General features: G+C 50.9%; 25 protein-coding genes. 23 read left to right on the forward strand and 2 right to left on the reverse strand.

What is annotated here, in order from left to right:
* Positions 1–5: 5 nt before the first annotated feature.
* From LA360_RS20760 to spoIIID, 13 genes are all read left to right on the forward strand, one after another.
* Positions 6–596: a TRAP transporter small permease gene (locus tag LA360_RS20760; protein ID WP_002585669.1), complete on the forward strand. Its 591-nt coding sequence runs from the start codon at positions 6–8 to the stop codon at positions 594–596.
* A gap of 2 nt (positions 597–598) precedes the next feature.
* The gene (locus tag LA360_RS20765) at positions 599–1882 is read left to right on the forward strand and encodes a TRAP transporter large permease (RefSeq protein WP_002585670.1); all 1284 of its coding nucleotides are present in this window, start codon (positions 599–601) and stop codon (positions 1880–1882) included.
* 19 nt (positions 1883–1901) lie between these two features.
* Positions 1902–3515, forward strand: coding sequence for a mannitol dehydrogenase family protein (locus tag LA360_RS20770; RefSeq protein WP_112481538.1), 1614 nt, complete (start codon positions 1902–1904; stop codon positions 3513–3515).
* Positions 3516–3736: 221 nt separating this feature from the next.
* A complete protein-coding gene (locus tag LA360_RS20775; RefSeq protein WP_112481539.1) occupies positions 3737–4408 on the forward strand; it encodes an aspartate/glutamate racemase family protein in 672 nt (223 codons plus the stop codon).
* Between the two features lie 70 nt (positions 4409–4478).
* A complete protein-coding gene (locus LA360_RS20780; RefSeq protein WP_022200611.1) occupies positions 4479–5498 on the forward strand; it encodes a DctP family TRAP transporter solute-binding subunit in 1020 nt (339 codons plus the stop codon).
* 10 nt (positions 5499–5508) lie between these two features.
* The gene (locus LA360_RS20785) at positions 5509–5991 is read left to right on the forward strand and encodes a TRAP transporter small permease (protein ID WP_022200610.1); all 483 of its coding nucleotides are present in this window, start codon (positions 5509–5511) and stop codon (positions 5989–5991) included.
* A gap of 1 nt (position 5992) precedes the next feature.
* On the forward strand, positions 5993–7264 hold the full coding sequence (locus tag LA360_RS20790; protein ID WP_022200609.1) for a TRAP transporter large permease: 1272 nt from the start codon (positions 5993–5995) through the stop codon (positions 7262–7264).
* A gap of 77 nt (positions 7265–7341) precedes the next feature.
* Positions 7342–8076 (forward strand): FadR/GntR family transcriptional regulator, encoded by a 735-nt coding sequence (locus LA360_RS20795; protein WP_022200608.1) that lies wholly within the window; start codon positions 7342–7344, stop codon positions 8074–8076.
* Between the two features lie 176 nt (positions 8077–8252).
* Positions 8253–8606: a cupin domain-containing protein gene (locus tag LA360_RS20800; RefSeq protein ID WP_022200607.1), complete on the forward strand. Its 354-nt coding sequence runs from the start codon at positions 8253–8255 to the stop codon at positions 8604–8606.
* A 41-nt stretch (positions 8607–8647) separates the two neighbouring features.
* Complete coding sequence (locus LA360_RS20805) at positions 8648–9460, forward strand: beta-keto acid cleavage family enzyme (protein WP_022200606.1); 813 nt, start codon at positions 8648–8650, stop codon at positions 9458–9460.
* 21 nt (positions 9461–9481) lie between these two features.
* A complete protein-coding gene (locus tag LA360_RS20810) occupies positions 9482–10909 on the forward strand; it encodes a four-carbon acid sugar kinase family protein (RefSeq protein ID WP_089775658.1) in 1428 nt (475 codons plus the stop codon).
* 100 nt (positions 10910–11009) lie between these two features.
* The gene (locus LA360_RS20815) at positions 11010–11810 is read left to right on the forward strand and encodes a hypothetical protein (protein WP_225537639.1); all 801 of its coding nucleotides are present in this window, start codon (positions 11010–11012) and stop codon (positions 11808–11810) included.
* Positions 11811–11920: 110 nt separating this feature from the next.
* A complete protein-coding gene (gene spoIIID / locus LA360_RS20820) occupies positions 11921–12196 on the forward strand; it encodes a sporulation transcriptional regulator SpoIIID (protein ID WP_002585683.1) in 276 nt (91 codons plus the stop codon).
* Positions 12197–12328: 132 nt separating this feature from the next.
* Here spoIIID and LA360_RS20825 read toward each other — a convergent pair whose 3' ends face one another.
* Positions 12329–13864: a sodium/proline symporter gene (locus LA360_RS20825; RefSeq protein WP_022200603.1), complete on the reverse strand. Its 1536-nt coding sequence runs from the start codon at positions 13862–13864 to the stop codon at positions 12329–12331.
* A gap of 313 nt (positions 13865–14177) precedes the next feature.
* Positions 14178–14771, reverse strand: coding sequence for a TetR/AcrR family transcriptional regulator (locus LA360_RS20830; RefSeq protein WP_112481540.1), 594 nt, complete (start codon positions 14769–14771; stop codon positions 14178–14180).
* A 218-nt stretch (positions 14772–14989) separates the two neighbouring features.
* Here LA360_RS20830 and LA360_RS20835 point away from each other — a divergent pair, with 218 nt between their 5' ends.
* The 10 genes from LA360_RS20835 (at position 14990) to LA360_RS20880 (ending at position 24242) form a co-directional block, all read left to right on the forward strand.
* Positions 14990–16030 carry a branched-chain amino acid aminotransferase gene (locus LA360_RS20835; RefSeq protein ID WP_089775663.1) on the forward strand — a complete coding sequence of 347 codons (1041 nt, stop codon included), beginning with the start codon at positions 14990–14992 and terminating at the stop codon, positions 16028–16030.
* A gap of 116 nt (positions 16031–16146) precedes the next feature.
* Positions 16147–16572 carry a protease complex subunit PrcB family protein gene (locus LA360_RS20840; RefSeq protein WP_112481541.1) on the forward strand — a complete coding sequence of 142 codons (426 nt, stop codon included), beginning with the start codon at positions 16147–16149 and terminating at the stop codon, positions 16570–16572.
* 180 nt (positions 16573–16752) lie between these two features.
* On the forward strand, positions 16753–17397 hold the full coding sequence (gene cysE, locus LA360_RS20845; protein ID WP_065548806.1) for a serine O-acetyltransferase: 645 nt from the start codon (positions 16753–16755) through the stop codon (positions 17395–17397).
* Positions 17398–17454: 57 nt separating this feature from the next.
* On the forward strand, positions 17455–18327 hold the full coding sequence (locus LA360_RS20850) for a tRNA 2-thiocytidine biosynthesis TtcA family protein (protein ID WP_022200598.1): 873 nt from the start codon (positions 17455–17457) through the stop codon (positions 18325–18327).
* A gap of 72 nt (positions 18328–18399) precedes the next feature.
* A complete protein-coding gene (locus LA360_RS20855; protein WP_022200597.1) occupies positions 18400–20013 on the forward strand; it encodes a DUF3794 and LysM peptidoglycan-binding domain-containing protein in 1614 nt (537 codons plus the stop codon).
* A 170-nt stretch (positions 20014–20183) separates the two neighbouring features.
* A complete protein-coding gene (locus LA360_RS20860; protein WP_022200596.1) occupies positions 20184–21095 on the forward strand; it encodes a DUF2156 domain-containing protein in 912 nt (303 codons plus the stop codon).
* Positions 21092–22219, forward strand: a complete 1128-nt coding sequence (locus LA360_RS20865) for a GNAT family N-acetyltransferase (RefSeq protein WP_089775660.1) — start codon at positions 21092–21094, stop codon at positions 22217–22219. Before LA360_RS20860 ends, LA360_RS20865 begins: the two co-directional genes overlap by 4 nt.
* A 44-nt stretch (positions 22220–22263) precedes the next feature.
* Positions 22264–22986, forward strand: coding sequence for an NAD-dependent protein deacylase (locus LA360_RS20870; RefSeq protein ID WP_112481542.1), 723 nt, complete (start codon positions 22264–22266; stop codon positions 22984–22986).
* Between the two features lie 18 nt (positions 22987–23004).
* Entirely contained in the window at positions 23005–23997 is a 993-nt protein-coding gene (locus LA360_RS20875; RefSeq protein WP_022200593.1) for an aldo/keto reductase, read from the forward strand.
* 41 nt (positions 23998–24038) lie between these two features.
* Positions 24039–24242 carry a DUF951 domain-containing protein gene (locus LA360_RS20880; protein ID WP_002595885.1) on the forward strand — a complete coding sequence of 68 codons (204 nt, stop codon included), beginning with the start codon at positions 24039–24041 and terminating at the stop codon, positions 24240–24242.
* Positions 24243–24402 lie beyond the last annotated feature (160 nt).

Here is a 24402-nt window from a genome sequence, read left to right on the forward strand (position 1 = left end):
GGACTATGAACCGATTAATTGATAAGCTGTTTCACGCGATTGACTGCTTTACAGGGATTCTGACCGGCCTTATGGTGCTGTTTGTATTCCTGAACGTGGTACTGAGGACTTTTTTTAACTCCGGACTTACATGGTCGGAAGAGCTGGCAAGATACCTTTTTGTATATGTTACATATATTGGCGCTATCAGCGCCATGCATTCCAATGCACATTTGGGAGTGGATACCCTGCTGTCCAGGGTCAGCCCAAAGGTTCAGCTGGCCTTGTATCTTGTGTCCAGGCTCCTGATTGCTGCTATCATGTGCATTCTGGTTCATGGGGCATTTAAGATGGTTCTCCAGAATACACAGTCCAGGACCGCAGCTCTTGGTATTCCCTATTCTGTACTTTACTTTGGAGGCATCATAACCGGTATTTCTATTGCCATCCTGGCGGCCACTAATATAGTGTATGCCCTGAAGCATCCTGAGGAGATAACGGACATCGTTACCATGCACAATGATGACGATGATATTGCCACCGAGGCAATGGAACAGGCGGAGGAACTGTCTGATGAAGAATATGTGAAGCGTCTTAATGAGCAGGGAGGTAAATAAACATGACTTTGGTTGTATTTCTGGCATCACTGGTTGGGTCCATGGCAATCGGCCTGCCCATTTGTTTTTCATTATTGTTCAGCGGCGTCTGCATGATGCTGTTCATGAACGGCTTTAATTCTCAGATTCTGTCCCAGAACCTGTTCTCAGGTGCTGATTCATTTTCCATGATGGCAGTTCCTTTCTTCATATTGGCAGGAGAATTTATGAACAGGGGAGGGATTACCAAACGTATTGTCAATGCCGCCAATGCTATGGTAGGACACGTAAGAGGCGGACTTGGATATGTATCCATTCTGGCCATCCTTCTCTTTGCCAGCATGGTTGGGTCTGCCGTGGCATCCACGGCTGCGCTTGGAGCTATCCTCATCCCTATGATGGTAAGGGCCGGGTATAACAGGGATAAGAGCACCGGGCTTATCGCAGCAGGTAATATTTTATCTCCTATCATGCCGCCCTCCGTTCCCATGATTATCTTCGGTGTACAGGCCAGTGTATCAGTGACAAGCCTCTTTATGGCAGGCATAGCACCGGCAGTCTACCTGTCTGCTTCACTGTGCATTTTGTGGTTTTTCGTTGCTAAGAAGGATAAACTGCCAACAGCTCCCAGGCAGAGCCGGAGGCAGGTAGTAAAATCCCTGACAGACGGATTCTGGGCTCTGCTTCTTCCCGTATTCATTTTGGTTGGATTGAGGAGCGGTAAGTTTACGCCTACAGAGGCAGGAGTCATAACAGCAGTGTATGCCCTGATTATAGGACTGTTTGTGTACAGGGAACTGAAGTTATCCATGCTGATGGACTGTTTGGTATCCGCGGCTAAGTCCTCTTCCGTGATTATGTTCCTGGCCGCTGCAGCCATGGTATCCTCCTGGCTTATGACAGTGGGAAATATACCGTCTATCGTGACAGGAATCCTGGCTCCATTTATAGCCCATCCAACCCTTCTTATGTTGGTTATTGCAGGAATTGTCCTGCTGGTAGGCACATCTATGGACGTGACACCCACTATTATGATATTGACCCCGGTTCTGCTGCCGGCGGTTAGGGCAGCAGGCATTGACGTAGTATATTTCGGAGTGGTGTTCATATTGAATACTGTTATGGGACTTCTTACTCCTCCTGTAGGGACTGTGCTGAATGTGGCGTGCAGTGCCGGAAAGATTAATATGGAGAGGATCGTAAAGGCAGTGTGGCCGTTTCTGCTGGCGGAGGTTATCATCCTTCTTCTTTTGATACTGTTCCCGCCTTTGGTAACAGTACCGGCTGCATTTTTCTTAGGGAAATAACAGAAAGGAGGATATACTCATGAAGCTGACATTGGAAGGAATTAAGGACAGGAAGGTGTGGGAGGAGGCCGGCATCAGCCTCCCTTCCTATGATGTGGAGGCTGTGGCAGAAGCGACTCGCGAAAAACCTGTGTGGGTGCACTTTGGTGCGGGCAACATTTTCCGCATTTTTATCGGCGGCATAGCGGATGTGCTGATTTCAGAAGGGGTGAGCGGCAAAGGAATTACATGTGCCGAAACCTTTGACTTTGACGTCATCGAAAAAATTTACAAGCCATATGACAACCTTGTGCTGGGGGTTGCGTTGAAGGCGGACGGTTCCACGGACAAGAAGGTCATCGGCTCTCTTACAGAGGCCCTGAAAGCCCAGGCTGGGGAGACGCGGGACTGGAAGCGGCTGAAGGATATTTTTGCTGATCCGGGGCTTCAGATTGCTTCTTTTACCATTACGGAAAAGGGATACGCTTTAAAGAGGGCGGATGGAGCATATTTTCCATTTATCCAGGCGGATATTGACAATGGGCCGGAAAATGCCATATCGGCCATGGCTGTCATGTGCAGCCTTTTATACGAAAGATATAAAGCCGGAAAAGCGCCTCTGGCAGTGGTATCCATGGACAATTGTTCCCACAACGGAGAAAAGCTTCAGGAATCCGTTACCACCATGGCAAAGGAATGGAACAGGAGAGAGTATGTGGAGGACGGGTTTATCGCATATTTGTCCGATCGCGAGCAGGTATCCTTTCCGTGGTCCATGATTGATAAAATCACGCCGCGCCCGGCTGACTCCGTTCTGGCTGAATTGGAGAACTCAGGAGTGGAAGATATGACTCCGGTCATTACTTCCAGAAACACGTATATTGCGCCCTTTGTAAATGCAGAGGGTCCCCAGTACCTTGTCATAGAAGACTGTTTCCCCAATGGAAGGCCGGCTCTGGAGAAGGCAGGGGTCTATATGACGGATCGGGATACGGTCAATAAGGTGGAACGAATGAAGGTTACCACATGTCTGAATCCGCTTCATACCGCCCTGGCAGTATATGGATGTGTATTGGGATATACCCTGATTGCGGATGAAATGAAGGATCCGCTGCTGAATAAACTGGTGCGCCTGATTGGTCCCGGAGAGGGGATGCCGGTTGTGACTGATCCGGGTATACTATCCCCGGAGAATTTTGTGAACGAGGTTATAGATGTGAGGATACCGAACCCCTTCATGCCTGACACGCCGCAAAGGATTGCCACAGACACGTCCCAGAAGGTAGGAATTCGCTATGGAGAGACCATCAAGGCTTATGTGTCGAAGTATGGAGATGCCGGGAAGCTTACGGCTATTCCGCTTGCCATTGCCGGCTGGTGCAGGTACCTTCTGGCTGTGGATGATGAGGGAAAGAAATTTGAACTCTCGGCGGATCCCATGGTGCCGGAGCTGACAAAAGCTCTGGAGGGAATTGTGGTAGGCCGGCCGGAAACATACAGGGGACAGTTAAAGAGTATCCTGTCCAATGCTAATATTTTTGGAATCGACCTTTATGAGGCAGGAATCGGAGAGACGGTAGAGGAAATGTTCAGGGAGGAGGCCGCAGGGCCGGGAGCAGTGAGAGCAGTGCTTAAAAAATATCTTAATGCATGATTGGCAAACACATTGTAGGTTGAAAAAACATGGAAGAGATCCTGATTTGCAGGTTCTTTCCATGTTTTTTGCATTTTTAATAAGTAAAACTGCATAAAAGAGGTGTTATAATCATGTGCATTTTCACAATTTACAACCAACGTAGGATGTAGTATATTTTAAACATAAAACATAGGATGTTGAACGTTGGTTATAATGGAAGTATAACAGGAGGATAATTCATGAAAGTAGCATTGGTTTACACAAGCACCACACCAGAGTTGATTGAATTAGTAGAAAAGGAAGTGGGGGATGTCCTTCCCCGGGAGACTGAGGTGGCCAGTTACCAGGATCCTTCCATTCTGGCAGAGGTCAGGGACGCAGGTTATGTGACGGCTCCTTTGGCGGCCAGGCTGGTGGGCATGTATATGACAGCTGTTTCAGAAGGAGCGGACGCTATTTTAAATCTTTGTTCCTCCGTAGGCGAGGTGGCGGACGCTGCCCAGGATATAGCCAGATACACGGGAATTCCCATTGTGCGTGTGGATGAGGAGATGTGCCGGGAAGCAGTGAGACAGGGAAAGAGAATCGGGGTCATGGCAACTCTTCCCACCACACTGAATCCCACGAAGAACACCATCTTAAGGGTTGCCAGGGAGATGAACCGCCAGGTGGAGCTGGTGGACGCGCTGGTGGACGGCGGCTTTGGCCTGGACCAGGAACAGTTTAAGGACCTTATGAGTGAGTACGCGGGAACCATTGCGGACAAGGTGGATGTGATTCTCTTTGCCCAGGGCTCCATGGCCTACTGTGAGGAGTATATTCATGAAAAGTATGGTAAAGCAGTATTATCCAGCCCGAGATTCGGCGCTGCTGCACTGAAGGACGCACTTGTTAAGAAGGGACTAATGTAATAAAGAACATATGGCGCACAGGCACTTGAAGCACATAGGCCGGGTGCACGCAACGAAGGGAGAGGGAAGTATGTTTAAAAGGTTAAGAAAGGCGGCAGCCGTCATATGCGCTGCGGCCATGGTATTGTCCATGACGGCCTGCGGTTCTGCCGGGGATAAGAAGGTCGTGCTTCATTTTACCCATACACAGAGTCCTGGGTCCATCAGTGACCTGACTGCCCAGGAGTTTAAGAAGCTGGTGGAGGAGAAAAGCGGCGGAAGGATTGAAGTCAATATTTATTCCAACTGCGGACTGTCAGGGGGAGACTTGACTAAGGCCATTGAGCTGGTACAGGCCGGCAACATTGACATCCATTCCTGCGCACCGCCAAACATTGCCAATTATGATAAGAAGTTTTATTCCTTCTGGCTTCCGTTTCTGTTCCCTAATTCAGACGACCTGCTGGCGTTCTGCCACAGCGATAAGGTCCATGAGGTGGTAAACGGCTGGTGCAATGACCTGGAGATGGAAATGCTGGGTATCAATAACGCCGGTTCCAGGCAGATATCCAACAGCAAAAAGGAGATCACAAAGCCTGAGGATTTAAAGGGCATGAATATCCGTGTGCCGGGCGCCAATATTTTCATTGACCTGTACAGGAATTACTTTGGGGCCAATCCCACTGCCATGGATTTCTCAGAGGTGTACACCTCCCTCCAGCAGAAGACCATAGACGGGCAGGAGAATCCCATCGCGGTATTTGACTCTTCCAAATTCGCGGAGGTCCAGCAGTACGTTACCCTGTGGGACGGGGTAAGGGATACCACCATCTGGGTCATGAGCCGTAAGACCATGGACAGGCTGTCCCCTGAGGACCGGGAACTGGTAAAGGAGTGCGCGGCAGAAGCCCTGGACTGGGGAAATGATTATCTGGCTGACAACGAGGCTGTCATCATCCAGAAGCTGAAGGATGGCGGCACCGTCATCACGGAGCTGACAGAGGAGCAGAAGGCTGAGTTCCAGAAGGCCTGCGCCGGAATCTATGATGATTATGCCAAGTCTGTGGGACAGGATGTAATCGACTTGTTTACCGGCGGTTATAAGAATTAGGAGGGGTGTTATGAAGGAAAAAGGATTTTTAAAGGATTTCTGGGAGAATCTTGAGGAATATCTCTGTTCAGCGGCATTGCTTGTTATGACCTTTGTCACATTTATGAATGTGTTCTCAAGAAAGATTACATGGTTCAACATGTCATTTACTCAGGAGCTGGTGACCACTATGTTTGTGTGGGTCTGCTGCCTGGCCGCGGCCAGTGTGTTTAAGACCGATTCCCACATGGGCTTTAATTACCTGACTGATAAATTCACCGGAACGGGGCGTAAGGTTTACCGTATCTGCAGGCTTCTTTTATGCTCTGCCAACTATGGAATCTGGATTATATGGGGGGCGCAGATGGTTTACAGGCAGTATCACTACCATTTGCTTACAGGTGTTCTGGAGATGCCTCAGTGGACCATCGGAATCGCCATTCCTTTGTCAGCGGTTTTCTCCATCGCCCGTATGGTACAGTATGAAATCAGATTAGCAAAGGAGGGAAACTAATATGCCGGCAGCGATTTTATTTGGTTCCATGGCAGTGATGATTGGATTCGGCATTCCCATTGCCATTGTCCTGGGCGTGTCCAGCGCGCTGACCCTGATATTTTCAGGCGCTCCGCTGGGTGTTATTCCATCCATGATGCAGGCCACCGTTCAGAAGTTTTCCCTTCTGACCATACCGCTTTTCGTCCTTGCAGGCGCAATTATGGACAAGGGAGGTATTTCCAAACGCCTTATCAACCTGGCGGACAGCATCATCGGACCGGTCCACGGCGGACTGGGTTATGTGGCAGTGGTGGCAGCCCTGTTCTTTGCGGCCATCTCCGGATCCGGCACAGCAACCGTTGCAGCCATGGGATCCATTCTGATTCCGGCCATGGCGGCCCAGGGATACGACGCAGGATTTTCCAGCGCCCTTTCCGCGATATCGGGCTCTCTGGGAACGGTTATTCCTCCCAGTATTACATTCATTATCTATGGCATGATTACAGGGGAATCCATCGGCGATTTGTTCCTGTCAGGTATTGTACCGGGACTTATATTTGGCTTCATGCTCTGTATTATGGTGTTCATAAAGTCTAAGAAGAACGGATGGAAGGGGGATACCCAGAGGGCGTCCTTAAAGGAAATCGGCAGGCTGTTCCTGGATACAATATGGGGACTTTTAAGCCCGGTCATCGTTCTGGGAGGTATTTATTCGGGACTTTTTACACCTACGGAGGCAGCGGCGGTTGCCGTTGTTTACAGCCTGATTGTGGGAATCTTCATCTATAAGGAGCTGCGTCTGACAGAGCTTAAGGAGACACTGTTCTCCACTGCCAAGACAACGGGCATGATTCTTCTCATCATCATGAACGCAGGCATTTTCTCCTGGGTTCTGACCCAGCAGGGGATTGCGGCCTCCCTTACGGAAATGGCCCTGGCCCTTACAGACAACAGGTACATCATGCTGTTTATCATCAACATCGTATTCCTGTGCGCCGGCTGCGTCATGGATAACACCAGCGCTCTCTATATCCTGGTTCCCATTATCATGCCCATTGCCAAGGCCCTGGATATCAACATGATTCAGCTGGGTGTCATCCTGGTATTGAACCTGTCCATTGGCCAGGTAACGCCTCCTGTAGGACCCAATCTGTATGTCGCGGCTGATATCGGAAAGGTTAAGTTTGAGGAAATATGCCGGAGAATGGTGCCGCTGCTTCTAATGTCCCTTCTGGCTCTGCTGTGCATCACATACATACCGGCCTTGTCCCTGTGCCTGATTCCTTCATAGGCAGGGAACAGAAGATTGCGCTGAACCAACATATGATGTATACTTATAGATAAGTGTTCACAGCAAGGAGGTTCAGCATGGAAAAGACCAGTTTTTTAAAGGAACCTGTCGGAGGACAGTCAGTAGTTAATAAAATTGTAGACAACATTACCAACGCTATCATAAATGGAGAGCTAAACCCAGGGGATAAGATCCCTACAGAAGCAGAATTGTCGGAGTCAATGGGGGTTGGAAGAAATTCGGTCCGGGAAGCCATTAAGGTGTTAGAGGCATATGGCGTGGTACATATCAAGCGGGCGGAGGGCACCTTTGTTAGCCAGGAATATGACAGCAGGATGATTTATCCGGTGCTTTACGGTATTATTTTGCAGAAGGACTCCACCAGCCAGATTGTGGAGCTGAGAAAGGTGATTGACGTGGGCCTTCTTCAGCTGGCTGTGGATAAACTGAAGTCCAAATCCCTGGAGCAGACTCAGATGGAAGCCATAGAGAAGGCCATGGAGGAGCTGGAATACCAGGCATATATGGAGAAGCCCCAGGCGCGCAGCCTCTATGAGGCGGATGTGCAGTTCCATATGGCCATTGTGGGAATCACAGAAAATGTGATGCTTCAGTCCATCTGCAGCTATGTGGACAAAATCACCCGCCGTTCCCGTATGGCAACCATAGACCGGATATTCCTGGACGGGGAAGTGGAAAACTTCCTGGACCTTCACCGCAGAATCGTAAAGCTTTTGCAGGACAGGGATTCGGCCGGCATATATGCGATTGTAGAGGAACATTACCAGTATTGGGCAAAAGTAAAAAGATGAATAGCGATGTGCCGCGCCTGGCAGACAACGGCGCGGCACATGAAGGTGGTTGCTGCATGACGTTTTGTACAGGACAGATCATATGTCCGGGGCAAGGATGCGGCAGCCATTTTTTGTTACAACAGACTATCCAGGGGCGCGGTCCCCGGTTCTTTGGGATTGGAAGGAGGATGATTATGATATATAGAAGAAAATGTGATTTGGAGAAAACGCCTATAGAGGGCTGTATGGGCGGAAAGGGAACGGTCTGGATGGAGAAGCTTCTTCTGGGACCAGAGGAAATGCGGGGAAAGGGAAGGGCCTATGTGCGCCATACCCTGAACCGGGGAGTATCAATCGGTACTCATACCCACGAAAATGAGATGGAGACAATGGTCATTGTAAAGGGACAGGCCCTGCACACCATTAACGGGCAGGAGCAATACCTGGAAGAGGGGGATATCATCGCGGCCCAGCCAGGAGATACCCATGAAATATCTCAGGCAGGGGAAGAACCGCTGGTGCTGATTGCACAGGTTCTGTTTTCGTAAATGGCAGGACATAAGAAATTGTAAAAAAGGAGATTAGATAAATGACATGTACAGATAATAAGGTTCTGGTAAACGTTGCTCCGGTAGCGGCAGCGGACAAGGTCATTATACCGGAGAAGATAGCGGAGGATGTGTATGAGTGTTATAAGGAAGGGGCTGCCATGGTGCACCTCCATGTAAGGGACAGGGAAGGCCGTCTGACGCCGGATATGTCCTTGCTGGAGGAGACGCTGGCCATGATTCGCCGGGATTCGGATATCATCATCGAAGTGTCCACGGGCGGAGTGTCTGACCTGAATATACAGGAGCGCTGCGCTCCTCTGTATTCTGAGATGGTGGAAGCCTGCTCCCTGAATGTGGGATCCACGAATCTGGGTAGGGATGTGTACTGTAATCCCATCGGCGACGTGGAGTACTGTATCCAGGAAATCCTGAAGCAGAAAAAGACTCCGGAGGTGGAGACCTTTGAGATAGGCCACACATGGACCATGACGCAGCTGATGAAAAAGTATGACTTCGCGGACCCGGTTCTGTTCAGTATCGTGCTGGGCCATGAGGGGGAAGCCCCGGCAACGCCTCAGGCGCTGGCAGCCATGATACAGATGATTCCTTCCAATGCCATGTGGGGCATCACACAGGCCCACAGAAAGGATTTTTCGCTGCTGGCCGGCGCCGTGGGCATGGGGGCCAGGACCGTGAGGATTGGATTTGAGGACAGCAATTATCTGAACCCACAGACCCAGGTGACCTCCAATGCTCCCCTTGTGGAAAAGACTGTGAAGCTTCTCCGGGCCATGGATAAAGAGCCCATGCGGCCTGAGGAGGCCAGGGCTCTGCTGGGCATTGGAAGATAAGAGAGAGAGGAGAAACAGACCATGTTGAATGCATCTGTATTAGACCGGTACCCCAAAGTGGATATAGCAGCCGTGCAGGCCCTGTTGGAAGAAAAATGCCGGGAAGACAGACATAAAATCATAGTACTGGACGATGACCCCACCGGAGTGCAGACGGTCCATGATATTTCCGTGTACACAGATTGGTCCTATGACAGCATTAAGAGAGGCTTTGAAGAGAAGGGAAAGCTGTTTTACATACTGACAAATTCCAGGGGATTTACCGTGGAACACACCACCAGGGCCCACCTGGAAATCGGGGAAACCGCGGCAAAGGTGTCGGAGGAAACAGGAATTGATTATGTGATTGTCAGCAGGGGAGATTCCACCCTGAGGGGGCATTATCCTCTGGAGACAGAGCTGCTGGCCCGGGCAGAGGAAAAGCACAGGAACAGGGCTGTTGACGGGGAAATCATTTGTCCCTATTTTAAGGAGGGCGGGCGCTTTACCATTGGAAATGTGCATTATGTGAAGTATGGAAATGAGCTTGTCCCTGCGGGGGAGACTGAATTTGCACAAGATAAGACCTTTGGATACCATTGCTCCAATTTAAAGGATTACGTGGAGGAAAAGACAGGAGGCAGATATCCGGCCCGGGAAGTGCTGGATATTTCCCTGGAGGAGCTGCGCAGCCTGGATTATTCCGCCATTACGGATAAACTACTGGCGCTCCATGATTTTGGGAAAATCGTGGTAAACGCAGTGGATGCCTGTGACCTGAAGGTGTTCTGCATTGCCCTTTATGATGCCATGAAGCAGGGACGCAGGTTTATGTTCCGCACGGCCGCGGGCTTTGTGAAGGAGTTTGGGGCGGTCAGTGACAGACCGCTGCTTTCCAGGGAAGAGATGGTGGCTGGAGACAGGAAGACAGGCGGCATTATTGTGGTTGGCTCCCATACTAAAAAGACAACCAGCCAGCTGGAGGAATTGAAGGCAGTGCCCGGAATCCGGTTCCTGGAATTTAATTCGGATCTGGTGCTGGATGAGGAAAAATTTCAGGAAGAGATTCAATCGGTTGTCCGCAGGGAGGAAGAACTGTTGGAGCAGGGCGTTACCGTGGCGGTATACACCAAGAGAAAGCTTTTGTCTCTGGAAAATGACAGCCCGGAGGCAGCCCTTACGCGGTCTGTAAAGATATCTGACGCAGTCCAGTCCCTGGTGGGCGGACTTAAGGTGACGCCGGGGTTTGTGGTGGCAAAAGGGGGAATCACATCCAGCGATGTGGGAACAAAGGCCCTTAAGGTAAAAAAGGCCACTGTTTTGGGGCAGGTACGCCCTGGTATACCGGTGTGGCGTACGGGTGCTGAGAGCCGTTTCCCGGGGATACCCTATGTCATATTCCCGGGTAATGTGGGGGAAGCGGAGACACTTAAGGAAACGGTTGAGATATTGATGGGAAGTAAGGGGTAGGAGTAAGAAATAAAGGCAGGGAATAAGGGCAAAGGAGAATCGGGATATGCTGTTTCTTCGCGTTTTCGCGGCAGAAACAGCATTTTTCTGTTGGAAGGATATGGACATAATAAAGTTGGGAGTAGGAGAAAGAGACAAGATATGGTATGATGAAGAAAACTGTGATTTCAGTACTTATGCTAAGGAGGACTTTATTTATGAAAGGCTTATGGAAAAATTTGAACGCCTGACATCGAAGTGTTATACTTATCTGGCGGGAGATGTAACAAATGAGGATGCCTGGGACAAGGCATATGAAGTATTGGTTGAGATTGTCCGTGAAGGCAGAAGCCAAAACAGCAATTACGCGAAGGAATTGTACCTGCTGGATGACGGGACGGATTATGAGTACGATGTATGCGGCTGGCTGCAGGACTATCTGGATTATCTGGATACGGGAAAACAGTACGAGAAGATTCGCAGAATCTGCGGGGAGCTTATAAGCATGTTTTCGTGGGAAGAGGAAAAGCCGTCTGATTTCCGCTTTTATATAGCATCATCTTTTGGGGCGGAAGGAAAAAAGAAAGAGGCCCTGGAGTTTTGTGAGGATTGGTATAAAAAGGAGAGCGGCAATATTATGGGGGCTACGGCACTGATTTATGCCAGGACCGGCGTGGGCGATTTTGAGGGAGCGGAGCAGATCGTGAGGCAGTACATATCGGAGGACGGAGCCTGTACAGATGAGAATGATATTGTCTATATGGCGGCGGAACTGCTCTACAAGGTAAGCGGGAACAAGAAGGCAGAGAAAGGAGTGTCCCAGGCCATGAAGAAATATGAGAAAGAGGTAGAAGCGTATTTTTCCGGTATGGATGAAGACGGGCTGGACAATATCATTGGGACAGGAGCTTGGCGCAGATAAATAAAAAATATTCAGGAACAAGATAAAATATTTCCCTCAATAGCCGTACAGGGTGTGCTAATCCCGGGATTTTCTGCATATGATGTAAAAAAATCCTCAGGAGACTCATTTTGAAGGAGTATATTGAAGAACGTGCGGTAGCCATCGCCAATTACATCATAGACCACAATGCCACGGTAAGGCAGACGGCGAAGAAGTTTGGAATAAGCAAATCCACGGTACATAAGGATGTAACTGACAGGCTTGAGCACATCAATCCGACCTTGGCGGCCCAGGCCAGAATCGTGCTGGATGTGAATAAGTCAGAGCGCCATATCCGGGGAGGGCTGGCTACCAGGGAGAAGTACCAGCACAGGCTGGCAATCTGCAGCAAGCAGGAGGAGTAAGAACGTACGGGAGAGAAGCCTGTACCAGGCGGATAAGCCGCAAATGAGAAGCCAATAGGAAAATGAAAAACCGCAGTTTTCAGATGGAAACAGTCTTATCTGAAAATTGCGGTTTTGGTATTTGATTCAGCCCTATCTTCCCACGGAATCATACTCATCGCAGATTTCCACGGATGGAGCTTCTGTCATAAGCGACACGGCCACAATGGCAATGCAGGCCACGATGAAGGCGGGAAGCAGTTCATAGATGTTCCAGGCGCCGCCTAAGGGGCGCACGCCGTATTTCCATACAAACACCATGACGCCTCCGGAAATCATGCCTGCCAGGGCGCCCTTCAGATTGCTGCGCTTCCAGAACAGGGCAAAGAGCATCACCGGCCCGAAGGACGCGCCGAAACCGGCCCAGGCAAAGGAGACAATGGTAAATACGGAGCTGTCGGGATTCCAGGCCAGAAGGATGGCTACCAGGGCAATGCCAACCACGGTGATACGGGCCGCTGTCATGGACGCTTTTGTATCCATTTTAATCTTCAGGAAATCCTGGAGCAGGTTCTGGGACACGCCTGACGCGGCTGTCAGCAGCTGGGAGTCGGCCGTGGACATGGTACAGGCCAGGATTCCTGCCAGCACCACTCCTGCCACAACGGACAGCAGGATTCCGTGGCGTCCCAGCAAATCCGCCAGACGGATGATTACGGTCTCGGATTCAGAGCTGGATGAGAACATGGGAATCCCTCCTGCCACAGAGGCGCCGTTTCCGATGATGCCGATCAGGATGGCTACAAACATGGAGATGACAACCCAAATGGAGGCAATACGCCGTGACGTCTTAAGCTTATCCTCATGGCTGATGGCCATGAAGCGAAGAAGGATATGGGGCATTCCAAAATACCCCAATCCCCATGCCATGGTAGACAGTATGGTTATAATACCATAAGGGGACGCTGTGTTGTCAGCCATGTTGTGGACATGGGTCATGCTAAGGTATCCTGCCAGGGAACGGGCGTTGTCAGCCACGGCATTCCAGCCGCCTGCAACTTGGATGCCAAAGAATACAATGATAACCAGCGCAATGCTCATGACAATACTCTGAATCAGGTCCGTGGTGGACACTGCCATAAACCCTCCCATGACTGTGTATCCGATGATGACCACAGCGCCTGCGATCATTGCCACATGGTAATTTACGCCGAACAGGCTGTTGAACAGGGTTCCCACCGCCTTAAAGCCCGACGCGGTATAGGGAATAAAGAAAATCAGGATTACGATGGCGGCAATGCACATCAGTATGTTCCTGTCATCCCGGTAGCGGCGGGAGAAAAAGTCGGGTATGGTGATGGCCCCGCATGCAACGGAATAACGGCGCAGGCGCCTGGCAACAATCAGCCAGTTGAGATATGTACCCACGGCCAGACCAATGGCGGTCCAGCCCGCATCCGCGATGCCGGTCAGGTATGCAACTCCCGGCAGGCCCATGAGAAGCCAGCTGCTCATATCCGAAGCCTCGGCGCTCATGGCAGTTACCAGTGCGCCCAGTTTGCGGCCTCCCAGATAGAATTCGTCGGCAGAATCACCGCCGCCCTTTTTGCTGAAATAAAAACCTACATATACCATGGCCGCCAGATACACGGTGATGGCTGCCAGGATTCCTATTTGTCCAGTACTCATTTTACCCTCCTGTTATGTGTTCCTTTGCGGAAAACCGACATAATGCTGACATTATAGCATGAGGATGAGGAGAACGCAATACAGAACGAAGTATAGACTACATACTAGAATAATTATTATAAAATATGAATAAAACAACGTATTTATAAGAAAAAAATTCTAGACGATAATTGGAATATATATGAGAAGAAATATTTAGACATATAGAGAACGCGGTCCCGGCCGTTTAAGGCCGGGGCCGGAGATGGGACTGAATATGGTGATGGCAGCGGCAGTATAGCAGTGGCAGTATGGCAGTAGGGTACTGCCGCAATCATCCCCGCCCGGGCAGGAAATGGCTTAGGAACACGGGCATGACTGAGGCGCTGTACCTGCGCAGGGAATATTCGCCGGCGCACAGACACCAGTCGTATAACAGGGCGCGTTCGGACAGGGCGTAAAGCTTGACCATTTCATTGACGCTGGTTTCTGCGTTCAGCTCCCCGGATTCCTGGCCATGGGCGATGATCCTGCGGAGCAGTTTATAGTAGGTGCGGTTGTGATCCAGCAGGTGCTTTTCACCGGTGGTGACCAGCTGAGTGGAGAGCAGGCGGGCCAGAAGGTCCAGGGATATGCTGTTCTCAATCATGCCGAAGAGCTCGCTGTTTAGAAAGAGAAGTTTGTCCATGGCTGACATCTTGGGCGTAAGAGTATCCATGAGTTCTTCGTATTTTTCATCAAAGAGCAGGCTCAGGGTACTGAGGAGAGCATCCTTTCCGTCGAAATAGTGGTAAAATGAGCCCTTGGATGTCTGGGAGAGCTCAATGATTTCCTCCACCGTGGTATCTTCATATCCCTGTTCATAAAACAGCTTCCATGCTGCGTTTACAATCTTCCCCCGGGTGTTGCGGGCATTTTTCTTGGCCATGTATGCACATCTCCTTGTGTTCGTTTATTCCTATTTTATAACTTAACACAGTTTTGCTGGTTTCGCAATGCGGCCTGAGGGCGTTTATGCATGTATGAATTCCGGCCGAGGTTATGGCTGATATGCAGGAATTGTATAGTATATTTGCAGGGAACCCATTGATTTTGAGGATTAATACGATTATAATTGTGTTCAAAATACATCTTATATCTACCCGAATGGAGGAACAGACTATGGAAAAGAAAGACCTGGACTGGGGAAATATCGGATTTTCCTATATGCCGACGGACAAGCGCTATGTGGCGAATTATAAAGACGGAGCATGGGACGGGGGAGCGATGACCTCTGACCCCAATGTGGTGATTAATGAATGCGCGGGCATCCTTCAGTACTGCCAGGAGATTTTTGAGGGACTTAAGGCTTATACCACTGAGGATGGAAGCATTGTCACATTCCGTCCTGACCTGAATGCGGAGCGTATGATGGATTCCGCCAGGAGGCTGGAGATGCCGCCCTTCCCCAAGGAGAGATTTCTGGAGGCAGTGGACCAGGTGGTGAAGGCCAACGCAGCATGGGTACCTCCGTACGGAAGCGGAGCCACCCTTTACCTCAGGCCCTATATGTTTGCCTCAGGTCCTGTCATCGGTGTTAAGCCTTCCCAGGAGTATCAGTTCAGGCTTTTTGGAACGCCTGTAGGGCCTTACTTTAAGGGAGGAGCAAAACCTCTGACCCTTTGCGTCAGCGACTTTGACCGGGCGGCGCCCAACGGCACCGGCCACGTAAAGGCCGGACTGAACTACGCCATGAGCCTTCACGCTTCTGTCACAGCCCATGCAGCGGGATATGACGAGAACGTGTTCCTGGATCCCGGTACCAGGACCTATATTGAGGAGACGGGGGGAGCCAATTTCCTGTTTGTCACAAAGGACGGCGAGGTGGTGACGCCTAAGTCTGATTCCATCCTCCCATCCATTACCAGGCGCTCCCTTGTGCACGTGGCAGAGCATTATCTGGGCCTTAAGGTGACCCAGAGGCCTGTGAAGCTTTCTGAACTGGGCGATTTCGCAGAGTGCGGACTGTGCGGAACAGCAGCCGTTATCTCCCCTGTGGGCAAGATTGTGGACCATGGAAGGGAAATCTGCTTCCCAAGCGGCATGGACGCCATGGGACCTGTTACAAAGAAGCTGTATGATACTCTTACAGGCATTCAGATGGGAACCATCGAAGCGCCTGAGGGATGGATTCGGAAAATCGTATAACAGCGGTTTGGGTATTATAAGGTCTGAATATGCGCAAACATGCGTTTAAACGCATAATCAGGGCCTCCCGGAATATATTGATAGTAATTGTATCATATATTCCGGGAGGTTTTAACATGAAAGGAACTATTAAGGGTAAAGTGTACCTTGGGCTCATGATGCTGTTTGCCATGACTCTGTGGCTGGCCGGCTGCTCCGCGTCTAAGGACAGCGGGGATAAGGTCAGGGACCTGGATTTCTCAGTGGTGGGTGATATGGATGTGCCGGATGAGCTTAAGAATCTGATTGCCGAGAAACAGCAGCAGTCGTTTAAGCTCACATACAGCGATGAGCAGAATCTGTACATAGCGGTGGGATACGGCGTACAGCCCACAGGCGGCTACAGCATCAGCGTCAATGAGCTCTATCTGACTGACAACTCCATTGTGGTCAATACAGAGTTAAAGGGCCCCGAAAAGGGGGAGAATGCCGGTACGGAACAGTCATTTCCATATATTGTAATCAGGACAGAGTATCTGGAAAATCCTGTGGTATTCCAGTAGCATGGGCGGGGCAAGGGGGAGGCAAAAGCCTGAAAAGAGTTATGAAACAGGCCCCAAAGTGTAAAAAGCTCTTTTTAATTTGAATATCATATGCTATACTATACGATATTTAACCTTTTTAGGAAAATGTCGTATTACCGTAGCATTGTGTTAACTTGTTAAAGAAAGGCTGGAGTAAATATGATATTCAAGGACATATGGCTTGACATAAAGGCCGTACAGGAACGTGACCCCGCTGCCCGCAATGCCCTGGAGGTACTTCTTCTGTACCAGGGAGTCCATGCCCTTATATGGCACCGGTTTGCCCACTGGTTCTATAAGCACAGGATGTTTTTTGTTGCCAGGCTGATTTCCCAGATTGCCAGGTTTTTCACCCTCATCGAGATTCACCCCGGCGCCCAGCTGGGCCACGGCATCCTGATTGACCATGGATGCGGAGTGGTTATCGGCGAGACCACGGTTGTGGGAGATAACTGTACCATTTACCAGGGAGTTACCCTGGGCGGCGTGGGAACCAAGAAAGGCAAACGCCATCCCACTCTGGGCAATAATGTGATGGTAGGCGCGGGCGCCAAGATTCTGGGCGCTTTTGAGGTGGGCGATAACTGCTCCATTGCGGCCAATGCCGTTCTGCTGAAGCCGCTGGAGGATAATGTGACCGCTGTGGGCATACCTGCCCGTCCAATCAAAAAGGATGGCGTTACCATACCAAAGGTAAAGAAAAGCCTGACGCTGGAGGAATACGAGACAATGAAACGGCGGATGGAGCAGATGGAGAAGGAGATTGAATTCCTTAAGGGCGCCTTAAAAGATGCCCGGACATGAGCCCGGCTGACGGCCCAATCCGGAAAAATAACCTACCCAGGAGAAGACACACGGCACATGAAACAGGAAGCACCCCATGTAAATATAGAGCGGAGCATCATAAAACAGTTCCGCAGGGAAATATGGCGCCCCTTTGTGAAGGGGCTTCAGGATTATGAGATGATAAAAGACGGCGACAAGGTGGCTGTCTGCATATCCGGCGGAAAGGATTCCATGCTTCTGGCCAAATGCCTTCAGCAGTTAAAGCGGCAGAGCCAGACGGATTTTGAGCTGGAGTTCATTGTCATGGACCCCGGATACAATCCGGACAACAGGAAGCTGATTGAAGATAATGCAGCCCTCATGAATATACCGGTGCGTATCTTTGATTCGGATATATTTGACATTGTGGTGGATGTGGAGCAGTCCCCCTGCTACCTGTGCGCCAGAATGAGAAGAGGGTATCTGTACGCCCACGCCAGGGAACTGGGATGCAATAAGATAGCGCTGGGACACCATTTTGACGACGTGATTGAGACCATTCTTATGGGAATCCTTTACGGAGGCCAGATTAATACCATGATGCCCAAGCTTCACAGCACGAATTTCCAGGGCATGGAGTTAATCCGCCCCCTGTACTATGTAAAGGAAGAAGATATACTGGCCTGGAAGGATTACAACGGCCTGCATTTCCTGCAGTGTGCCTGCCGGTTTACGGAGCGGATTGCTAAGGAACAGGCTGCAAGAGGGATGGCAGGGGAGGCGGCTGATATCGTGCACACCTCCAAGCGCCAGGAGATGAAGGAGCTCATCCGATCCCTCAGAAAGACCAGCCCCTTCATAGACGCCAATATCATGAAAAGCGTGGAGAACATTAATCTGGACGCCTGCCTTGGCTACGTGAAGGACGGGGTGCGCCGCCACTTCATGGACGAATACGATGAAAGATAGAAAAAGAGCATAAATCACCTGCTGTCCGCATAGATTTTTCTAAAAGACTATGAGAGATGGCAGGTGTTTTTTATGGAATTGATAAAGAAGCAGATACATATGAACCAATGGAAGGGCAACGTGACCACACAGATTACCCTGGACGATGACTTTATTGTACCGGATACCCTGGATGATATGGAGCAGGTCATGCTGGACACCGGCGAAATACAGATTGAGACAGTGAAGAACCAGGGTGATAAGGTGGCGGTAAAGGGAAAGCTGGAATTCCAGGTGCTGTACCGGAAGGAGAGCGGCGGGCTCCAGACCCTGGGCGGCAATATTCCCTTTGAGGAGGTGGTCAATGTCCAGGGCCTGGAGGAAAAGGATTACGTGGGGCTTAACTGGATGCTGGAAGATCTGAACACGGATATGATTAATTCCAGGAAGCTGGGAGTCCAGGCCATCATTACCCTTCAGGTGCGGGTGGAGACCCTGAGGGACGTGGAAGCTGCTGTGGATGTGGACATAGAAAATAACAGCCGTCCCGCGGGGGCCGGCATGTCTGACACGGACGGAGCGGGACAGGTGCAGGTGGAGACGCTTAAGCGCACGGCCAATGCGGCTGCCATTGCTGTCAGGCGCAAGGATACATACCGGATTAAGGAGGAACTTAGCCTTACCGGAGGCAAGCCCAACATTGGCCGGCTGTTATGGCGGGAGATGAAGCTGCGGGACGTGACCGTGAAACCATTGGACGGCAGGCTCCACCTGGACGGCGAACTCAGTGTTTTTGTTATTTACGGGGCAGAGGATGAAAATATGCCTGTCCAGTGGCTGGAGGAGACCATCCCATTTTCAGGGGACATGGAAATGAGCGATGTGAAGGAGGACCAGATCCCCATGGTGACAGTGCGCCTGGCCCATAAGGATATTGAAGCCAAGCCTGACTACGACGGGGAAATGCGGGAAATGGACGTGGACGCGGTGCTGGAGCTGGATATAAAGCTCTATGAGGAGGAGGTGGTGGAGCTTTTAAGCGATATGTACTCCAACAACCGGGAAATAGAGCTGAACCGTTCAGATGCCTGTTTTGACCAGATTCTGACCAGGAATGTGTGCAAATCCAAGGTGGCGGAGAAGCTGAGTCTGCCCCAGGCTGAACGGATTCTCCAGATCTGCCATAACGAGGGGACCATCAAGCTGGATGAGGTGGAAATCGGGGATGACTGCCTGGAGATTGACGGTGTGCTGGAAGTGACTCTTTTATATCTTACCAGCGACGACACATCGCCGGTCCAGTCCTCTGTGGAGCAGGTGCCCTTCCACTGCGTGGCGGAGGCCAGAGGAATCCGGGAGGACAGCGTATACCAGCTGGATGCGGGACTGGAACAGTTAAGCGCCGTGATGATGGGCGGGGACATGGTGGAAGTGAAGGCCGTGATTGCCCTGGATTTTCTGGTTCTGCAGCCGGTGTGTGAACCGGTGATTACAGGGGCAGCCATCCATCCCATGGATTTGCAGAAGCTTCAGGAGCTGCCGGGAATCGTGGGATACATCGTGCAGCCGGAAGACAGTCTGTGGGAAATAGCGAAAAAATTCCATACAACCGTGGGCAATATCATATCCACCAACGAACTGGCGGACGACCAGGTGAAACAGGGGCAGAGGCTGCTGCTGGTGAAAGAGATTGCCCAGGGACTGTAATGGAGGATCCTGCCGGAAGAGGCCGGACGGCTTTGGGAAAATGAAGTCCGGAAAGTGAAAGAGATCTGGAAACTGCTTCCAGGTCTTTTTCCTGTGATGCAAAAAAACTGTTATAGAACCCGGTTTTATGGTATACTATCTAGAGTTAAACGAAAAGAAGGTGCTATGCTATGGAATTGGAATTTAAGCCGGTGGTGGCCGGGGATATAGACAGGCTTCGGCCTTTTTATGGGATGAGGCCCAATAAAACATGTGACAGCGTGTTTCTGGACAGTTTTTTGTGGAAGGACTATTACCATGTACAGTGCGCGGTGAGCGAGGGAAGGGCTGCTTTGTGGCTTATGGAAAAGGACGGCCAGGTTTCAACCGCCATGCCTCTGTGCAGGGAGGAAGACCTGCCTTACTTCTTTCAGCAGATGGTGGATTATTTTTCGGAGGTGCTTCACAAGCCCTTCTATATCTCCCTGGCCGATGAGGAAGCGGTACAGTACCTGAATCTGGACCCGGCCCTCTTTGAGGTGGAAGAGCAGGTGGATTTAAAGGACTATCTCTACAGCGGCGAGGAGCTGAGAAAGCTGGAAGGGAAGAAGTTCGTCAAGAAGAGAAACCATCTTAACGGCTTTAAGCGCACGTATGAAGGCAGGTATGAGTACAGGCGTCTGTGCTGTTCCGACCGGCATGAGGTGTGGCAGTTTATGGAGCGCTGGAGGCAGCACAGGGAGGAAGTGGGCGCCATGGAGCTGTCACTGGATTATGAGGTGGCGGGAATACACGATATACTTAAAAACTGTTCCAACCTTTACGTGAGGATGGCCGGGGTATACATTGACGGACAGCTGGAGGCGTTTACTATTGGGAGCCTTAATGTACGGGAGAACATGGCTGTCATTCATATTGAGAAGGCCAACCCTGAAATCAGGGGACTGTACCAGTTTATCAACCAGCAGTTCCTGATAAATGAATTTCCCGAGGCTGAACTTGTGAACCGGGAGGACGATGTGGGGATGGAGGGTCTTAGAAAGGCCAAGATGAGCTATTATCCCATTGGATTTGCGAGAAAATATATGGTGAGGGAACGATGATCCGGTATTTGGAGAAGAGTGAGTTTGGGGCGTGCAGGCCCCTTTGGCAGGAAGCGTTCCCGGAGGATTCCCGGGAATTTGCAGACTATTATTTTGATAAAAAGCTATGTCAGAGCGCCGTATTGGTGAAGGAGGACGACACGGGACGTATCGTAACCATGGCCCACATGAACCCATACAGGGTTAATGTGGGAAAGAAGATGTGGAAGCTGGATTATATCGTTGGCGTGGCTACGGCTGCCGACAGCCGACACCGCGGACATATGAGGGATGTGCTCATGAGGATGCTGGGAGACATGCACCAGGACAGAAAGCCCTTCTGCTACCTTATGCCGGCCTCGCCGGATATTTACAGGCCCTTTGGGTTCCGGTATATATTTGACCAGCCGCGGTACAGGCTGGGACCTGAGGCAAAGGAGCGCCTTCACAGGAGGGAGCTTCGGCTGGACGGAAATCTCTGTTCCCCGCTGGCCGGCTGGATAAATCATTGGCTTTCCTCCAGATTCCAGGTATATGCACTGCGCGACCGGGATTATATGGAGATGCTCCAGTCTGAGCTGGACAGCGAGGCGGGAAGCGTATATGGATGGTACGACGGTACAGGGGCCCTGCAGGCGTTCCAGTCCTTTTGGGGGCGTGAGAAGCGGGAGCAGAGGTTCCTGTACGCGGGCAGGGACGAATGGCTGGAACCGGACAGCGGCCAATATCCGCCCAGACCGGCAATCATGGCCCGCATCACCGATGTGCGGTCCTTTATGGAAGCCATTGTCCTGGATGAAGGGTGTCCCTGCCCTGCCATGGATGTGATGGTCAATATCCATGACACGCTGATACCGGGCAACAGCGGTTTGTGGAGATGGAAAATCGACGGAAACGGCTCATCCCTTACAAAGAGAGGTTTGACCCTGTCGGAGGTTCATGCCGGGGAATGCGCGGAGGAGCCTGATTATCCGGGGACACTGGTTTCCACGGAGGTTTTGGATATTACCATAGAACAGCTGGCATCCTGGCTGTTTGGATACAGCGTCCTGGAGGAGCTGGCAGATGGGCAACCGAATGTGGTGCCTTTTTGGTGCGCGTATGTGCAGGCCCTGGACGGCGTGTATCTGGATGAGGTTGTGTAAACGTGAACACGGTATGGATTGGCAGAATCAGGAGGGGTAATGGTATGAACGAAAAATGGCGGCAGTTAAAGGAATGGATTGACGGCAGCGATAATATTGTGTTCTTTGGCGGAGCCGGAGTATCCACGGAAAGCGGGATTCCGGATTTCCGCAGTGTGGACGGGCTCTATAACCAGCAGTACAAATACCCGCCTGAGACCATCATAAGCCACAGCTTTTATATGCGGTATCCGGAGGAATTTTACCGCTTTTATAAGGACAGGATGCTGTTTGCCGGGGCTCTCCCCAACGGGGCCCATAAGGCCCTGGCCCGGCTGGAGGAGAGAGGAAAGCTTAAGGCGGTCATCACCCAGAACATCGACGGCCTCCACCAGATGGCGGGAAGCAGGGAAGTGCTGGAGCTTCACGGCAGCGTACATAGGAATTACTGTACCAGGTGCGGACAGTTTTATGATTTGGATTACATTGTAAAAAGTGACGGAGTGCCCCATTGCAGCTGCGGCGGTGTGATTAAGCCGGACGTGGTCCTGTACGAGGAAGGACTGGATAACAGGACCCTGCAGAAATCCGTGGATTATATCAGGAATGCAGACATACTCATCATAGGAGGGACATCCCTGGTGGTATACCCCGCGGCAGGGCTGATTGATTATTACAGAGGCAATAAACTGGTGCTCATCAATAAAGCAGCCACTTCCAGGGACTCCCAGGCGGATCTGGTCATCAGCGTTCCTATCGGGGAGGTCCTTGGGACTGTGGTTGATTAAGAAAGGAAGGAATCACAGATGTATCAGGCAGCAGAGAACAGATATGACAGTATGGAATATATGCGCAGCGGCAGAAGCGGCGTCCTGCTTCCAAGGATATCCCTGGGACTGTGGCAGAATTTTGGACTTGAAAAGAGCCTGGAGGAACAGGAGGCTGTTCTTTTCAGGGCCTTTGATATGGGTATCACCCATTTTGACCTGGCAAACAATTATGGATTTCCGGCAGTGGGCAGTGCAGAGGAAAATTTCGGATCCGCTCTTCGGGATGGTCTGGGAAGGTACAGGGATGAGCTGTTTATCTCCACAAAGGCGGGATTTGATTTCTGGCCGGGACCGTACGGCAACTGGGGCTCCAGGAAGTACCTTATGGCCAGTCTGGATTCCAGCTTAAAGCGTATGGGACTGGAGTATGTGGATGTGTTTTACCATCACCGTCCTGACCCGGAGACGCCCCTGGAGGAGACCATGGGCGCCCTGTCGGACATCGTGCGCCAGGGAAAGGCCCTGTATGTGGGGATCTCCAATTATCAGGCAGAGGAAGCGGAGGCAGCCATCCGCATACTGAGGGAAAACAAAACCCCCTGTCTTCTTCACCAGCCGCGGTATAATATGTTCGAGCGCTGGGCGGAGGACGGCCTTCTGGAGCTTCTGGACCGTGAGGGCGTGGGCTGCATATGCTACAGCCCTCTGGCACAGGGCGCCCTGACAGGAAGATACCTGGATGGGATACCGGAAGGCTCCAGGGCATCAAAGAAAGGTTCCACGATAGGCGGAAGATACCTGACAGAGGACAAGCTGGTTAAAATCAGGGCTCTGGACAGGGTGGCCGGAGAGCGCGGACAGTCCCTGGCCCGGATGGCCCTGGCCTGGGTGCTTCGCAGGAAGGAAGTCACCAGCGTCCTCATAGGGGCCAGCAGCATTGCCCAGTTGGAGGATAATGTAAAGGCTCTTGACAACCTGGCATTCAGCCGTGAGGAGCTGGCTGAGATAGAAGGCATACTGAAAGGGTGACAGGCAGCGGTCAGACCCATATACAGAAATGGAGATATGGCATGAACGAAAGGTTAAATTATGAAGTTGGGGATATAGTAAAGCTTAAAAAGCCCCACCCCTGCGGCAGCAGCCAGTGGGAAATCCTCAGGGTGGGAGCTGATTTCCGGCTCAAATGCATGGGATGCGGACATCAGATCATGATTGCCCGCAGGCTGGTGGAGAAAAATACCAGAGGACTTACCAAGGCAAAAGAGGACTCTTAGGCGGCTGCCCCGGAAGATACCGTGAAATCCGTCATGAAAATTGTAAGAAAACAAAAAAATATCTTGCATTTGTCCATGAAATTTGTTAAAATAATACTCCGTGACATATTATATCCTTGCTCCTGTTACTGAAAGCAGGGGCCAGAGACCACAAGGAGGT

Origin of the sequence: Enterocloster clostridioformis (genome assembly GCF_020297485.1) — a bacterium.
Lineage (GTDB): Bacteria > Bacillota > Clostridia > Lachnospirales > Lachnospiraceae > Enterocloster > Enterocloster clostridioformis.